Origin of the sequence: Arthrobacter sp. NPDC057259 (assembly GCF_042668995.1) — a bacterium.
Lineage (GTDB): Bacteria > Actinomycetota > Actinomycetes > Actinomycetales > Micrococcaceae > Arthrobacter.
Map to the genome: position 1 here is coordinate 205300 of NZ_JBHUYA010000006.1, position 14975 is coordinate 220274.

At 69.9% G+C, this 14975-nt stretch carries 16 protein-coding genes, 1 tRNA gene and 1 riboswitch; of the genes, 7 read left to right on the forward strand and 10 right to left on the reverse strand.

The window, feature by feature from the left end; translation table 11 throughout:
* Window positions 1-38: 38 nt before the first annotated feature.
* The 4 genes from ACFUCU_RS11795 to ACFUCU_RS11810 all read right to left on the reverse strand — a co-directional run bounded on the left by ACFUCU_RS11795 (window position 39) and on the right by ACFUCU_RS11810 (window position 2744).
* Window positions 39-692 carry a DUF4232 domain-containing protein gene (locus ACFUCU_RS11795; RefSeq protein ID WP_377972778.1) on the reverse strand — a complete coding sequence of 218 codons (654 nt, stop codon included), beginning with the start codon at window positions 690-692 and terminating at the stop codon, window positions 39-41.
* A gap of 118 nt (window positions 693-810) precedes the next feature.
* On the reverse strand, window positions 811-1578 hold the full coding sequence (locus tag ACFUCU_RS11800; protein WP_377972779.1) for a YcnI family protein: 768 nt from the start codon (window positions 1576-1578) through the stop codon (window positions 811-813).
* Window positions 1579-1712: 134 nt separating this feature from the next.
* Window positions 1713-2333 carry a hypothetical protein gene (locus tag ACFUCU_RS11805; protein ID WP_377972781.1) on the reverse strand — a complete coding sequence of 207 codons (621 nt, stop codon included), beginning with the start codon at window positions 2331-2333 and terminating at the stop codon, window positions 1713-1715.
* A gap of 90 nt (window positions 2334-2423) precedes the next feature.
* Window positions 2424-2744 carry a DUF1905 domain-containing protein gene (locus tag ACFUCU_RS11810; RefSeq protein WP_377972884.1) on the reverse strand — a complete coding sequence of 107 codons (321 nt, stop codon included), beginning with the start codon at window positions 2742-2744 and terminating at the stop codon, window positions 2424-2426.
* A gap of 434 nt (window positions 2745-3178) precedes the next feature.
* Between ACFUCU_RS11810 and ACFUCU_RS11815 the strand changes: the two genes are divergently transcribed.
* The gene (locus ACFUCU_RS11815) at window positions 3179-3358 is read left to right on the forward strand and encodes a hypothetical protein (RefSeq protein ID WP_377972782.1); all 180 of its coding nucleotides are present in this window, start codon (window positions 3179-3181) and stop codon (window positions 3356-3358) included.
* A 72-nt stretch (window positions 3359-3430) separates the two neighbouring features.
* On the opposite strand, the gene ACFUCU_RS11820 is transcribed toward ACFUCU_RS11815, so the two are convergent.
* From ACFUCU_RS11820 to ACFUCU_RS11830, 3 genes are all read right to left on the reverse strand, one after another.
* Window positions 3431-4099 (reverse strand): hypothetical protein, encoded by a 669-nt coding sequence (locus ACFUCU_RS11820; RefSeq protein ID WP_377972784.1) that lies wholly within the window; start codon window positions 4097-4099, stop codon window positions 3431-3433.
* Between the two features lie 134 nt (window positions 4100-4233).
* Window positions 4234-5010, reverse strand: a complete 777-nt coding sequence (locus ACFUCU_RS11825; RefSeq protein WP_377972785.1) for a hypothetical protein — start codon at window positions 5008-5010, stop codon at window positions 4234-4236.
* A 350-nt stretch (window positions 5011-5360) separates the two neighbouring features.
* Window positions 5361-5450, reverse strand: a tRNA-Ser gene (locus ACFUCU_RS11830).
* A 127-nt stretch (window positions 5451-5577) separates the two neighbouring features.
* On the opposite strand from ACFUCU_RS11830, the gene ACFUCU_RS11835 reads away from it, so the two are divergent.
* The 4 genes from ACFUCU_RS11835 to ACFUCU_RS11850 all read left to right on the forward strand — a co-directional run bounded on the left by ACFUCU_RS11835 (window position 5578) and on the right by ACFUCU_RS11850 (window position 9432).
* Complete coding sequence (locus ACFUCU_RS11835; protein WP_377972786.1) at window positions 5578-6603, forward strand: dehydrogenase; 1026 nt, start codon at window positions 5578-5580, stop codon at window positions 6601-6603.
* A 3-nt stretch (window positions 6604-6606) separates the two neighbouring features.
* Window positions 6607-7005 carry a 6-pyruvoyl tetrahydropterin synthase family protein gene (locus tag ACFUCU_RS11840; protein ID WP_377972788.1) on the forward strand — a complete coding sequence of 133 codons (399 nt, stop codon included), beginning with the start codon at window positions 6607-6609 and terminating at the stop codon, window positions 7003-7005.
* 7 nt (window positions 7006-7012) lie between these two features.
* Complete coding sequence (locus tag ACFUCU_RS11845) at window positions 7013-8101, forward strand: glycosyltransferase family 4 protein (RefSeq protein WP_377972789.1); 1089 nt, start codon at window positions 7013-7015, stop codon at window positions 8099-8101.
* 80 nt (window positions 8102-8181) lie between these two features.
* Window positions 8182-9432 carry a DNA glycosylase AlkZ-like family protein gene (locus tag ACFUCU_RS11850; protein WP_377972790.1) on the forward strand — a complete coding sequence of 417 codons (1251 nt, stop codon included), beginning with the start codon at window positions 8182-8184 and terminating at the stop codon, window positions 9430-9432.
* A 36-nt stretch (window positions 9433-9468) separates the two neighbouring features.
* On the opposite strand, the gene ACFUCU_RS11855 is transcribed toward ACFUCU_RS11850, so the two are convergent.
* A complete protein-coding gene (locus ACFUCU_RS11855) occupies window positions 9469-9972 on the reverse strand; it encodes a nucleoside deaminase (RefSeq protein ID WP_377972791.1) in 504 nt (167 codons plus the stop codon).
* A gap of 68 nt (window positions 9973-10040) precedes the next feature.
* Between ACFUCU_RS11855 and ACFUCU_RS11860 the strand changes: the two genes are divergently transcribed.
* The gene (locus ACFUCU_RS11860; protein ID WP_377972793.1) at window positions 10041-10904 is read left to right on the forward strand and encodes a phosphatase PAP2 family protein; all 864 of its coding nucleotides are present in this window, start codon (window positions 10041-10043) and stop codon (window positions 10902-10904) included.
* Window positions 10905-10916: 12 nt separating this feature from the next.
* Window positions 10917-11552: a uracil phosphoribosyltransferase gene (gene upp / locus ACFUCU_RS11865; RefSeq protein ID WP_043478170.1), complete on the forward strand. Its 636-nt coding sequence runs from the start codon at window positions 10917-10919 to the stop codon at window positions 11550-11552.
* Between the two features lie 120 nt (window positions 11553-11672).
* Here upp and ACFUCU_RS11870 read toward each other — a convergent pair whose 3' ends face one another.
* Together ACFUCU_RS11870 and ACFUCU_RS11875 are read right to left on the reverse strand one after the other, a co-directional pair.
* Entirely contained in the window at window positions 11673-12419 is a 747-nt protein-coding gene (locus ACFUCU_RS11870; RefSeq protein ID WP_377972795.1) for a hypothetical protein, read from the reverse strand.
* A riboswitch (cyclic di-AMP (ydaO/yuaA leader) is annotated at window positions 12418-12605 on the reverse strand. Its footprint overlaps the gene before it by 2 nt.
* A 210-nt stretch (window positions 12606-12815) precedes the next feature.
* A complete protein-coding gene (locus ACFUCU_RS11875) occupies window positions 12816-14972 on the reverse strand; it encodes an ArnT family glycosyltransferase (protein ID WP_377972796.1) in 2157 nt (718 codons plus the stop codon).
* Window positions 14973-14975 lie beyond the last annotated feature (3 nt).

Consider the following 14975-nt stretch of genomic DNA (forward strand, 5'->3'; position numbering starts at 1 on the left):
ACGGCACCGACAGTATTGGGCGGGCCCCTAAGCCGCGGTTACATCGCGGTGAAGGCGCCGATGGTCAGCAGGTTGATGCCGGCGTTGCTACAGGCATCCTTGGGCGCGGCGAGGAACAGGGAAGCCGTGTCCTCGGGCGGGTAGACGCGGAACCCGGCGGCGGGGGTGCGGGTGCAGTCGGGGTAGTTGCCGGCCTGGGTGTACCGGAGGGTGGCGCTGCCGGCCTGGCCCGGGGCCAGGAGCACGTCGGCGGCCGGGGTGGAGTCGTCGCGGGTGGCCGCGGCGCCGATGGGGTCGCCGTCGGCACCGGCGGTGAGCGAGACTCCGGCGAAGCCCTTGAGGACGCACGGTTCGGCGCCGGTGTTGGTGAGGATGAGCTTGCTGTAGACGCTGCCGGCGGCCCCGCCGCCGGTGGAGTCGAGGGTGCCCTTGAGGTTGGCGGCCTTGCAGAGGCCGGGGCCCGCGGCGGCACCCGAGGCGGCCGGGGACGAGGAGGCAGGCGCGGACGACGCCGATGCGCTGGGCGCCGCCGGGGAGGTGGCCGGTGCCGCCGTCGTGGACTGAGCGGACGACGGCGGTGCGCTGGCGCTCTGGGTCTGGGCCTGGCCGCAGCCGCTGAGCAGCAGAACCGCCGCAGCGGCCGCCGTTACTGAAGTGATTGCTGCTTTGCGATTCATCTGCTGAGGCCTCATGGGACCACTGTTATGCGGTGTGGTTCCCCTCGTCAACGGTGCCACGACGCGGAAACCCGATTGATGCCCGGATTGTGATTTCCGGGCATCAACCGGGGGTCGGATCACGGGACGGGTGCTACTTGGCGGCGGGACGCCGGCCGCGCAGTAGCGCCACCCCGCCCAGCACCAGGCCGCCGATCCCGGCGGCGAGGCCGACCCAACTGCGGGCCTGCGCGCCGCCGTCGTCGTTGCTGTGAGTATCCGCCGACGTCGTTTCCGCCGTCTGTGCCATGCCGTCCCCGGACGCGGCCGCGCCGTGGCCCGCGTGCCCGTCACCGGACTTCGCCGCGGTGATGGTCACGGACGGGGCGGGGGTCTTGAGGGACTCCTCGTCCTGGCCGGCCTGCGGGATCTGCGACCAATCGGTCTGGCCCGTCTCGCAGCTCTGCAGGGTGGGGAAGTACAGGGTCTTCCCGGCCATGTCCGGCAGCTTCACGGAGAGCACGAGGGTGTCGCGGAGCTCGTGGCTCAGCGGCGCCTTGGCCGTGTAGACGATCTGGCTGGTCCGCTTGGTGATGGAGGTGCCGTCGGCCAGTTTCTTGGGCTGGGCGAGTTCCTCCGTGACCTTGGAGGCGGTCCAGTTGGGGTTGACCGTGGGCTGGGCGTCGTTGAGTTCCTCGGGCAGCGTGATGGTCATTTTGGTGGTGCCGGCCTGGTCGCAGCCGTGGGGGATGGCGAACGTGAGCAGCGAGTAGGAGTTGGCGGCGGTGTTGTTTGGCGTGGCCTCGACGTGGGCGGAGGCGGCGCTGACCCCGGTCAGCAGCAGCGCTGCGGTGCCGCCGGCCACAGCGGTGGCGGTGAGGGTGCGGCGCAGGGCGGAGGGGGTGGAAAGGGTGCGGGTCATCATCGTGTGGGTGCCTTTCGGGCGTGCGCGCATGAGGGCGCGCGGAAGCGGGGTGGCGCGGCACGGGTGCGGGATTGGGGCCCGGATGGTCCGGGGCAGGCCGGCAGGTTCGGCCGCGGCCGAAGAAGGGTGGGTTAGACGACGACGGCGAGCGGCGGCCCGCGGCGGCAGTCCCGCCGGAGGTTGCGCCACGGCAGCGGCAGCGCGGGCTCGTCCCGGAAGGGCTGGACGGGGACGGCGGCGCGGGGTGCGGGTAGGGCTTCGGGCAGCCGGATCAGCGGACGCAGCCAGGCTGCCAGTGACCAGAGGGCGGCCTCACCGCGGGCCAGCAGCAGGGCGCAGATGAGGGTGGCCAGGGCGTGGCCGGCGATCATCCAAAGCGCCAGGCCGGAGTCCAGGTCGTGGTGTTCGAGCGTGCCCGCGGGGTGCGGGAGGAGCGTCGGGACCTGGTGGTGCGAGCGAACGGGAGCGCCGCCGTCGGCCGCTGCGGCGGGGCCGCTGAGCGCGGAAAACGCCTCGTGGAGCACCACCTGACCGGTACCCAGCAGCCCGGTCATAGCGGCGGCGTTCAGCTTGAGCCGGGTGGCGGCGGTGGCCGCGAGGCCGGTCAGAGCCAACACGGCGCCGAAGATCCCCGGAATGGGAAGGTCTCCGCCGGCGATCACGTGCGCAGCGGCGGCCAGTCCCACCATGGTGGTGGCCACCAGGGCCGCGCGGAGCGCGTGGAAGGGCGCCCGGGCACGGGTGTGGCGCACGGTGACCTCCCTGGCGGCGTCTGGCGGGCTGCGGACGGGCTTATTCTACCGTTCGTCGAACTTGTTGCGGTGCCGCGACGGGGAGGCCCGTCACATAGTGGGACCGGTGCCGTTCGCCGCCCGGCCGTTGCGTGGAGCCACGGACAGGGACACCTCGACGTCGTCGCCTACTTCGAGCCGTTCGCCGAGCCGGACGTGCTTGCGCACGGGCAGCACGTACCCGCCGTCGCGGGGCAGGAGCGAGGTCTCCCACTCGGTGGCGCCGATGCAGACCGCCACCGGGATGGCACCCCAGCCGTAGCTGGCCTCGGCGGCCTCGGCATGGATCTCGTCGGACGCGTCCGGCGGCAGGGCGAGCCAGTAGAAGGGCGCCGGCCCGCGCCACTCGAAAAGCTCTGCCCGGAAGGTCATGTCCACGGCTCAGCACCGTAGTTGCCCGGGCGGGTGTTGGCAATGGTTCCCCGCCGACCCCCGGACTCCAGTGGCGCCGGATCCGCACTGGACAATCAAATAAAGCTAGATAGACTAGTGAAATTGCAAGCAAGCTTACTAAAGGGGTGATTCGAATGACGGCAGTCGCCAACCGGAGAATGGCGGGACCCGCAGGCGGAACGCACGCGGAATCGCTGCGGAGGTTCCAGGAGCCGGTGCGCCCGGCCGTCCCTTCGAGTCAGCCCGCGGTGGCTCCCTTTGATGCCGACGGGACACCCACGCACTGCGGCACGAAGATGACGTCCACACCGTCTCCGACGACCCTGCTCCCGTGGGCACAGTTCCACACCGGCGAGGGCGAGTGGGTTTGCACCTGTGGATTCCGCCGGCCGGCAGATTCCTCATCCGACCCTTTGGCCGCGGTTCGCGCAGCGGGGGCCCGGCTGGAGAGCCTGCAATGGGAGATCGACGCCGCGGAGGCCGCCTTGGCCGCCGCCGTGCGAACCGCCACCGAGGCGGGGGTGGACGCGAAGTCGCTGATGCTGGAGACGGGGCTTACGTCGATCGAACTGCTGGAGCTGCAGTTGCGCTGAGGGCGCTTTGGCGTCTTGGCATCCGGCCGCCGAGTCTCGCCGTTATCTGGGGTGGCACGGTTAGGGAGAAGGCTACTTTCCCGGGTAGTCCCATTCCCAGCCACCATCAATCATTCCCGCGCCGTCGTAGGCGATGCTGCCCGTCGGAGTGGTGACCTCCAAGATAACGACGCCAGTTGCCTTCTCACCCTTGCCGAGACTGCTGGGCAGCAGCCGGGTCTGGTCAGCCAAGCAATTCTGCGCCGCAACGGTATCCACCTTGTTCATGCGGGTCCCATTCGAGGCGTATCCCTTCCAGTAGTGAGCGTCAAAACTCGTAAGGCCGGGCGCGCCGTTGACGTTCAGGCCCCCCTTGAAGGTCGGGCTGGTTTCCACCTCAATTGCTACAGCGAGGGCGGTACCGACCGGTGGGGTCGCGTAGGGTGCGTCACAAGTGACAGGCTCAATAGACGTGACCTTGAATTTCAGATCAGCGTTTGCGAGCGAAGTCCCGCCTGCGCCTCCGACCTCACCGATCTTCTTCGGGATGTTGCCGTGCGCGTTGGTTAAGACGGTTGCGCTAGGGGAGGAGGTCGCGGAGGAGGTCTGTGCCGGCGCTACCGACATGGACGGCGTAACCCGTTCGGCCTGGGCGGCCGGGGTGCTGCTGCAACCGGTGAGGAGCAGCGCTGCGCCGGATATCAGCGAAAGAGCGTATGTGGTTTTCATGGTCCCAAAAATGGTGATCGTGCGAGTGAACATCCCATGGTAAAGCGAATCGCAGCTCCGCTATTCATGGGACTGCCTGGATCGCTTTGACTCTGGCAGGTCAGAGTCAAAGCAACGCGGAGCAGTCTCCATTCGCCAAAACCGAAAGGGGCGGGGTGTATGGGGAGCTATATAGGGGCGCGTGACCCGCTCTGAGGGTCCTCGTTATATCCGAGCCTGCGGAGCAGATCCGCCTGATCACGACCAGCGGCGGCTCGGCGCTCGTCCCACAGGGTGTCGAGCTCTTCAACCGCAGAAGCCATGCGCTTTGAGCTGTCAGCGAGGCTGGACAATGAATCGTTGATGGTTTTGACCCGGCCCAGGAGGGACGCGCTCGACGTGCCCTCAGTGTGCTGCATGAATGAGTCCGTCTCCAGCTCGAAAACCTCTCGGTACTTCTTTCCCTTGAGGTCTGCGTACTTGAGTATCACAGTTACAGAATCGGGAGTGTCGAACGCATTCTTCATGCGCCTTTGCCCCTTGACTTCCTCGCCGCGCCACCACACGTTTCTGAACTCTTGGCCGGGACTAAACGAATGGAAAGTTCTACCCTCGTACCGGTTTCGGACGAGGTGGCCAATAGTGAGCGCATCTCCGCTGCCGTCCGTAATGTCTCGATCGAACCTGACCGAGAGATTCTTGGCGAGGCTCGGCCCGTAGTTGCGTACCACCAAATCAAGGTGGGCGGCGCTGCTTATCCCAAACTGAAATTCAGCGACCACCATAGGCCGGCTGCGGCTGTCGCTATCCTTGGCAGTGTTCCTCAAAGCTCTAAGGGCGATGAAGGCAGAGACCGCAGCGACGACTAGACCTAAGGGCCCGCTATTTGCGGCCACCCACAACCATGCTGTAACAAGCCAGCCCCAAATAGAGTCAAGGGAGGGCCCCAGCCCCGTAAAGTCCATGCTGAGAATCTACAGTGCCTGTGTAGAGCAAGAGAAAGGATTAGTGCGACCATCGGGCCTCGGGGGTGTGTCTCCCTTTCCGTGCCGGCAGACTGGCACGTGGCATTGCGGTCTTTCGATAAGGTGCATTTGGTTGCCAGGTCGACTGCTCATCCGGAATTTGACGCAGCTCCGCGTCCATGAAGCTAGTCATTCACGAGGGGCTCGTCGACGGGGATTTGGATGCTCTTACTGGCTGAGACCCGCTCAGGTGCTGCCAGCATGTCAAAACGTTGCCAATGGGTCCACCCAAGGCAAAGCAAAGGCCCCCGCCTCCCTTGTAAAGAAAGGGAACCAGGGGCCTTGCTACGTGGCGGTGACGGTGGGATTTGAACCCACGTTGGCTTTTACACCAAACAACATTTCGAGTGTTGCACCTTCGGCCGCTCGGACACGTCACCAACCTGACTAGGGTACCGGAGCGCGGGGCCGAACCCCAAAACGGGCCCGGTCAACGACGTCCGCCGCGCCCGGGCCGCCCCGGGGAGCTTCCGGCGGCGCCCGCACGGCACTAGATTCGACAGCACAATGACTATTTCGAATGCGCCTTCCGCCCGGACCGCCGGCACCGCCACCGCCTACTGGACCGTCGGCCCGGAACAGGGCGAACTCCGCACCGAGGACCTGCCGGCGCCCGGCCCGGGCGAGGCCCTGGTCCGATCCCTCTACTCCGGCATTAGCAAGGGCACCGAGATGGTGGTGCACAACGCCCGGGTCCCTGACTGTGTGGCCGATGCCATGGCCGCCCCGCACCAGGAGGGCAGCTTCCCCGGTCCGGTGAAGTTCGGCTACCTCTCCGTGGGCGTCGTCGAGGCCGGGCCGGACGAGTGGCAGGGCAAAACCGTCTTCTGCCTGCACCCGCACCAGGACCGCTACGTCGTCCCCGTCACCTCCCTCACCGAGGTCCCCGACGGCGTCCCGGCCCGCCGCGCCGTCCTCACCGGCACCGTGGAAACCGCCGTCAACGCACTCTGGGAAGCGGGCCCGCGGCTGGGGGACCGGGTGGCCGTGATCGGCGCAGGACTGGTCGGCGGGATGGTGGCCAAACTCCTCGCCGGCTTCCCGCTGGAACGGTTGCAGCTGATCGACATCGACCCGGCCAAGCGCGCCTTCGCGGACACCCTGGGCGTCGAGTTCAGCCACCCGGACGACGCCGCGGGCGACTGCGACATCGTCATCCACTGCTCCGCCTCCCAGGCCGGCCTGGAACGGGCCCTGCGGCTCGTGGGTGACGAGGGCGAGATCATCGAAATGTCCTGGTACGCGGACCGCAGCGTCAGCCTGCCCCTCGGCGAGGACTTTCACGCCCGGCGCCTCTCCATCCGGGCCAGCCAGGTGGGCGTCGTCGCGCGCGCCCGCCGTCACCGCCGCACGACCGCCGACCGGCTGAACCTCGCCGTGTCGCTGCTTCGTGACCCCGTTTTCGAGGCCTTCCTCACCGGCACCTCGCGCTTCGAGGAGCTGCCCGGCGTCGTCCAGCGCCTCTCCGACGGCACCCTCGACGCCCTCTGCCACGTCATCGAGTACCCGCACACCACAGAAACCACGAGGTAATCCGTGTTCAGCCTGACCGTCCGCAGCAACTTCATGATCGCCCACAGCCTGCCCCGCCCGGCGTTCGGCCCCGCGCAGGGCATGCACGGCGCCACCTTCGTCACCGAGGTGACCTTCCGACGCCGCAGCCTGAACCAGGACGCGATCGTCCTGGACATCGGTGAGGCGGGCGAGGTGCTCGGCGCCGTCCTCGCCGGCCTGAACTACAAGAACCTGGACGAACACCCCGACTTCGCAGGCAAGCTGAGCACCACCGAAGCGCTGGCGCAATACATCGCCGACGCCGTCGCCGCGCAGATCCGCGAGGGCGACGACGGGCGCGCGCTCGCGGGCATCGACGTCACCCTGCGTGAGACCCCTGACGCGTGGGCCAGCTACTCCCTCGAGTTCGACGCCGACTAGCCTCCCCGTGCAGCCCTCCGCCATCCGCCTGTTCCTGCCCGGCAACGTCCGCCACAACTCCGGCGGCAACGCCTACAACGCGGCCCTGGTCCGCGCCCTCGACGCGCTCGGGGTGCCCGCCACGACCCGGACCGCGGACGGCGACTGGCCGGTGGGCGGCCCCGCGGACCGGGCGGCGCTGGGGAACCTGTTCGCGGAACCGGCCGGCCACGGGACCGTCACCCTGATGGACGGGCTGGTGGCCTACGGTGCCCCGGAGCAGCTGGAGGCCGCCGCCCGCGCCGGGACGCCGGTGTGGATCCTGCTCCACATGCCGCTCGACGGGTATGCCGACCTGGAAGGCCGCGCGCTTGCCGCCGCGGCCGGGGTGATCTGCAGCAGCAGTGCCGCCGCGGCGGATCTGCGCGCCCGGCACGGCCTCGACGGCGCTGATACCACCGTCGCCGTCGCGCTGCCCGGCACCGACCGCGCCGAGACGGCGGCCGGGTCCACCCCGCCGCACCTGGCGATGGTGGCCGCGCTGCTGCCGAACAAGAGCCAGCTGCTGTTCCTCCAGGCGCTCACAGCCCTGACCGACCTGGACTGGACCGCCGCCCTCGTCGGGGCGGACACCGCGGACCCGGAGTACGCCGCCCTGCTCCGCGCCGAAACGGAACGGCTGGGGCTCGGTGCCCGCGTCCGGATCCCGGGCGAGCTCCGCGGGGACGCCCTGGACGCCGAATGGGCCCGGACCGACCTCACCCTGCTGATCTCGCGTGCGGAAACCTTCGGCATGGCCGTCACCGAGTCCCTCGCCCGCGGCATCCCCGCTATCATCCGGCGCGGGACCGGGGCGCTGGAGGCCCTCACGGCCGGAACTCCGCAGGCAGGACCCGGGGCGGCCAGGGGCGAAGAGGCCGAAGGGGACGACGCCGGGCTGCCGGGCGCCGCCGTCGCGCTCGCCGAGGATCCCGCACCCCTGGCGGAGCTGTTGCGCCGCTGGCTCACCGAGCCGGAGCTCCGGGCGCGGTGGCGCTCCACCGCGCTGGACGCCCGGCAGCACCTGCCCGGGTGGGACGCGACGGCCCGCACGGTGCTGGAGATCCTGGGCCGGTAACCGCCCGCCCCACCCCGCCGCCGCAGTCGTCGCGGGGCAGCCCCGTATCGCCGTCCGCGGCATGGATGGACAATGGGCGCATGAGCACCCAGCCAGCCACGGTCAGCCTTCCGCCCCAGAGCCTCACCGCCGCAAACCTCCGCGCCTGGTCCTGGCACCGGCAAGGCCTGGACGGGTCGCTGGCCGGCTGCACCGCCGGGGAGGTGCTCGCACGGGCGGGCTGGGCCCGGTCCGTTGGCGGCGCCAACCCCTACCTGTCCCTGTTCGCCCGTGCCGGCCTCCGCCGCAGCCGGGTGGACATTGATGTCGACGCCCAGCGGATCCTGGAACTTCCCACGGCGCGCGGCTGCACCTACGTCCTGGGCAGCGACGACTTTGCCTGGGCACTGCGCCTGGGTCGCCCCGCCGCGGAGGCAGCCGTCTCGGTGCTGACCAGGCTGGGCGTGGACCGCGGCGAGATCACCCTGCTCGAGGAACAGGTCCGGCACGTCCTGGCCGAGGCAGGTACCCCGCTGGACCCGCGGCAGCTCAAGGAGGAACTCGGCGACGCGGTCCAGAGCCTGGGTGAGGAGGGGAAGAAGAAGGGTGCCGCCACCACGCTGCCCGCGGCGCTCGGCATCCTGCAGGCGGAGGGCCGGATCCGCAGGGTGCCCGCCGACGGCCGCCTGGACCGGCAGCGTTACGCCTACGAGGCCTGGGACCTGCCCGCCAGCGACCTCACCGACGAGGAGGTCCGCGCCCTGCTGATGCGCCGCTACCTCGGCTGGACCGGCGGCGCCACCGCTAAACAGTCCCAGTGGTTCACGGGCTTCACCGTGGCGCAGACCCGCGCGGCGCTGGGGGCCGCCGGCGCCGTCGACGTCCCGGTCCCCGGGGACGCGGGCAAGGACAGTGCCGTGCTGTGGATGCTGCCCGACGACGTCGACCGCCTCGCCGCCTTCACCGCCCCCGCGGAGGAACAGATCCAGCTGCTCGCCGGGACCGATTCGCTGGTGCTGCTGCGGCGGAACGCGGCCGAGCTGCTGGACGAGGCGGACCACCGCAAGGCGGGGCTCAGCTCGCTGGCGCTGCAGGCAGACCTGCCGGACCACCCGATCCTGGACCGCGGCCGGATCATCGGACTCTGGCAGTACGACCCGGAGACCGGGAAGATCGCCGCCTGGGTGTTCGGCGACCTTACGCCCGCGGTGAACCGGCGGATCGCGGAGGTGGAGGCCTGGATCCGGGAGGACCTGGGCGACTTCCGCGCCTTCAGCCTCGATTCCCCCGCCTCCCGCCGGAAGCGCATCGACGCGCTGCGAGCGTCGACGACGGCCACCGCCGAACGGTAAGGAGGGGTCAGGAAAGAGGCCGGCTCAGGGGGAGGTTCAGGCGCCGCGGTGCTCGGCGAAGAAGTCCCGCAGCAAGTCCCCGCACTCCTGCTCCCGCACGCCGCCGTAGACCTCCACCCAGTGGTTTAGCCGGCGCTCGCGGAGAATGTCAAAGACGGACCCCGCGGCGCCCGCCTTCTCGTCCCAGGCGCCGAACACCACGCGAGGAATCCTGGCCAGCACCACCGCGCCGGCGCACATCGCACACGGCTCCAGCGTCACCACCAGGGTGCAGTCCGCCAGCCGCCAGCCGTCGTCGCGCGCCCCCTCGTCGGCACGGCGCTCGCGGAGCCGCGCGGCGGCTTCCCTAATAGCCACCATCTCGGCGTGCGCCGTCGGGTCCCCGAGAGCCTCCCGCTCGTTCCGGCCGGTGCCCAGCACCGTCCCGTCCGGGCCGATCACCACGGCCCCGATCGGCACGTCCGCGGTGGCGAGGGCCTGCCGCGCCTCGCTCAGGGCGAGGCCCATCCACTCGGCATGGCGGGGCTCGGGCGATGTCATGGCTCAATGGTAGTTTCGATCCTAAGCAAGCTGTGCACCGTGGGTGCACCGGACGTCGGGAGAACGCAGTGAGCACCAGGACTGAGAGCTGGCTGATGCGGCGCTGGGGCAAATGGGTGGTGCCCTACGCCGCGCTCTGGATCACCATGCTGCTGGGCGGCATCGCGGTGGTGGCGCTGGCCCTGACCAGCGCCGAGGTCTACGACAACGTAGTGGACGACGCCGGCCTGGCCAACCTGGACAAGCCCATGCTCGCCGCCATGGAACGGCTCCGCAGCCCCGGTCTGGATGCGTTCGTTACCGGGTTCACCAACATTGGCGGCGGCATCGGCATGCCAATCCTGGCCAGCATCCTCACCGCGCTGTTGATCTGGCGGACCCGGACCTGGCGCCCGCTCATCCTCATCGGCGGGGCTGCTGCCGTCTCCGTCACCGCTACCTCCCTGGGCAAGAAGCTCATCGGACGCACCCGCCCCGACCACGCCGACGCCGTCCCGCCCTACGAAAACTCGCCGTCGTTCCCCAGCGGCCACACCCTGAACACCACCGTGGTGATCTCACTGGTGGTCTACCTCACCTGCCTGCAGGTCCAGCGCACTATCGCCCGGGTGGGATTGATCACGGCCGGGGCGCTCTTCATCATCGCGATGGGCATGAGCCGGGTGTTCCTGGGCCATCACTGGATGACCGACGTGATCTTCGGCTGGGCGCTGGGCCTGGGCTGGGTGGGGATCGTGATCCTGGCGCATCGGCTGTTCCACGTGATCAGACACCGGGAACGGACCGGCCCGGCACCCACCTTCGACAACGACCAGCACCTGCGCGAGAAGGCGCCGGACGGGCACCACGACGCCGAAACGTCGCATGGTCGCGGGGTGGCCGACGAGGCCGGGACCCACGGCGGGCGGGGCCGGTCCGAAGCGTCCGGGTGATAGTTTTGACCCATGCGCACTCTCGTCGTCGACCACCCGCTGGTGGCCCATAAGCTCACCGTTCTGCGGGACAAGAACACCCCGTCACCCGTCTTCCGCCAGCTCACCGAAGAGCTGGTCACGCTGCTGGCGTACGAGGCAACCCGCGACGTCCGCACCGAACCGGTCACCATCGAGACGCCGGTCAGCACCACCATCGGCACGGCCTTCACCAAGCCCACCCCGCTGGTGGTCCCGATCCTCCGCGCCGGCCTTGGCATGCTTGAGGGCATGACCAAGCTTGTCCCCACCGCGGAGGTCGGCTTCCTGGGCATGGCCCGCGACGAGGAAACCCTGGACATCATCACCTACGCCGAGCGGCTCCCCGAGGACCTGACCGACCGTCAGATCTTCGTCCTGGACCCCATGCTGGCGACCGGCGGCACCCTGCGCGAGGCGATCAAGTTCCTCTTCAAGCGGGGCGCTTCCGACGTCACCTGCATCTGCCTGCTGGCCGCCCCCGAGGGCCTGGCCAAGCTGGAGGAAGAGCTTTCCGACGCCAACGTCACGATCGTGCTGGCCTCCATCGACGAGAAGCTGAATGAGAAGTCCTACATCGTCCCCGGCCTGGGCGACGCCGGCGACCGGCTCTACGGCATCGCCGGGTAGCGCGTCCCCTTTCCCTCGGGCCGCTGAACGGGCCGTCCGGGGACACAGCAAAGGCACCGGATCTGACGAGATCCGGTGCCTTTGCTGTGTCTGCGCGAAGTGGCTGCAGCCTCTAGCGGCTTAGTACCAGTTGTTCGCGTAATGGAAGTTTAGGGCGCCGCAGGGGGAGCCGTACCGTTCCTGCACGTACTGCAGGCCCCAGTTGATCTGGGTGCGGTAGTTGGTCATGTAGTCCGCGCCGGCGCTGGCCATCTTCTCGGCCGGGAGGGACTGGACCACGCCGTAAGCACCGCTGGACGGGTTGGTGGCCGTGGTCTTCCAGTCCGATTCGCGGGTCCAGAGCTTCATCAGGCATTGCATCTCGCTCGGGGCCCAGCCGTGGGCCGGCAGCTGCGAGGCGGCGTAAGCCTGTGCGCCGGCGGGATCGTCGACGGCCACCGGCTGCGGGGCCGGGGCGGATGCCGCCGCGGGAGCCGGAGCAGCCGGTGCGGGGGCTGGGGTGGACGGAGCGGGCGTGGCCGGAGCCGGCGTCTCGGGGGTGACCTTGGAGGCCTGGGCTTCGACGCTGGCCGGTGCCGTGGCCGGGGTGTAGCTGCCGAGCCGTTCCAGGTCGGAGAGCTGCAGGGCCGGGGCCTGGGTGGCGGTCGCGGCCGGGGCGGTGGTGCCGGTGGCCTGGCCTGCGGCGCCGGCGCCCAGCAGCACGGCGGCCGCGGTCAGCGCGACGGCGGTGAGCTTGCCCTTGGAGCCAAAGCTGGCGCGGCCTCGGGTGGCCGAGCCCTGGGCCGGGTCGGCTCGGTGGCGCGCGACATCGGCCGAGGAGGTGCGTTTAACGCCTTTTAGGCGCACGGGTGCCTTGTGTTCAGTCATGTTCGCCTCTCAACGCCTACGGAGTTAGCTGTCGGGTTCGGATGAGAAATCCGGCCACTCGGATGATCAACGAGTCGGCTTAACCCCAAGGGGTGCATGGATGCAGGTGCCCGGGAACTCTGGGTTCCCCGTCTCTGCCTCAATCCATGGAATCCGGGAAGCGGCAGAGTTTGGCGTCAGACCCGGATATGCGGCCAGATCGATGGCCGCACCATAAAAACGGTACCGGACTTTCTCCCTCATGTCACATTTAGGTAACACCGCGGTGTGGCTGGTTGCCGATTTGCGGTGGGCGGGTCCCATATTTTGGGCCGTTTCGACGGTTCCCCGCACGCCCAACGCTTGGAGACGTCTACGCGGCAGGGAACCGTCGAAACGGCGGACCGTCCGGCCCGGCTACTTCGCCAGCAGGTACACCGTGGTGCCGCCGACGCTCTGGGCGGGGTAGGTGGCCGCCACCCAGTCGGCGATCCTGGCGGCGTCGTCGGATCCGCTTTCGCCCTGTATGGTGCGGCCGGCGATGAAGTAGTGGATCCGGCCGTCGGCGACGTACTGCTGGAACTGCTCGAGCGTGGGTGCGGGGTCGGTGCCGTTGAACCCGCCCACGGCCATCACGGGCAGCCGCGTGGCGAGCTGGTAACCGGCGGCGTTGTTGGACCCGACGACGGCGGCCGCCCAGGTGTAGCGGCCGGCGTCCGTTTCGAGGGCATCCACCAGGGCGGACGACGGGGTGGTCGCGCCGAGGAGCCCGCCCATACCCCCGCCCATGCCCCCGCCCTGGCCGCGGACGGTGCCGTTGGTCGGGCCGAAGGGATTGCCCTGCGCGGTGCCCATGGCTCCGCCCGTGCCGCCGAACATGGCCGGCAGGCCCGCCCGGCCGCCCGCCGCAGGCCCCGCGCTGACGATCGAGCCGGAATGCGCGGTGGCGGCGGTGGACAGCGAGTACGCCAGGGGACCGGCGAGGGCCGCGACGACGGCGAGTCCCGCCGTCGTACGTCCCAACAGCGCCGCCGTCGGGCCGCCAGGGGACAGCGGGCCAGTGGTCCCGGCGGCGGACGCGCCGGCGACCCGGGCCCGGACGGCCGGAACCATCACGCCGACGGCCGCTGCCAGCGCCACGGCCAGCACCAGCCAGCGCAGCCACGGAACGAACGCGGGCGTGCGGCCCAGCAGCTCGAAAGCCATGAAACCGGCCGGGGCCACCGCGGCGGCGAGCGTCCCGGCGGCAACGGGTTGATCCCGCCGCTGCCACAGCAGCACCGACCCCAGACCGGCCAACCCGGCGACCCCAGGGGCCAGCGCCACCATGTAATACGGGTGGATGATGCCGGCCATCAGGCTGAACGTCAGCCCGGTGACCAACACCCAGCCGCCCCAGACCACCACGGAGGCGCGGACGGCGTCGGTCCGCGGCGCCCGCCGGCCCAGCCACAGCAGCCCGGCCGCCAGCAGCAGCACCGACGGCAACAGCCACGCGATCTGCCCGCCGAACTCGCTGTTGAAAAGCCGGAGCAGGCCGGGGGTGCCCCAGCCGTTGCCGCCGCCGACGCTCCCGGTCTCGTCCCCGCTGAGCCGGCCCAGTCCGTTGTAGCCCAGGGTCAGTTCCAGGATCGAGTTGCCCTGCGAGCCGCCGATGTAGGGCCGGTCAGCCGCCGGGGTGAGCTCGACGGCGGCCAGCCACCAGCCGGCCGCCATCACCATCGCCGCGCCCGTGGCGAGCAGGTGCAGTAGCCGCCGGCCCGGGCCCGCGCGTCCGGCGAGCAGGTAGGCCGCGGCGAAGCCCGGGACCACCAGCAGCACCTGCAGCTGCTTGGTCAGGAAACCGAAGCCCAGCAGCACCCCGGCCAGCAACAGCCAGCGCAACCGGGCGTCCTGGATGGCGCGCAGCACCGCGTAAGCTGCTGCCGTCATCAGCAGGACCAGCAGGGCATCCGGGTTGTTGAAGCGGAACATCAGCACGGCCACCGGGGTCAGGGCCATCACGGCACCGGCGATCAGTCCGGCGCGATGGGCCAGCCGGGCGTCTGCCGTCGCGGGTGCGGCGCCCCGGCGGACGGCCAGGTAGACCAGCCAGACCGTCGCGACGCCCATCAGAGCCTCGGGCACCAGGACGCTCCAAGAGCTCAGCCCGAAAAGCCGCACGGACAGGCCCATCACCCAGAGCGACGCCGGCGGCTTGTCCACCGTGATGGCGTTTGCCGCGTCGGAGGAGCCAAAGAACCAAGCCGTCCAGTCCCGCGATCCGGCCTGCGCCGCTGCGGAGTAGAAGGCGTTCGCCCAGCCGGAGGCGCCGAGGTTCCAGAGGTAGAGCACCGCGGTTCCGATCAGCAGGGCGGCCAGTTCCGCCCGCTGCGCCAGCGCCTTCCGCTGGGACAGGGGCGGCACGGGGTGCTGTTGCGTGGACGCCTGCGGCCGGAGGTGCCGGCGGCGGCCACCGCGCCACCGCGGGTGGCGCAGCCCGGAGCCGGCAGCCTCAGTCGCCGGGCTTGCTCCGGGCCCGGCGGGGGAAGTGACGGCGGACCCGGTGCTTGTGAGATCGGTGGAAGCAGTCATGGC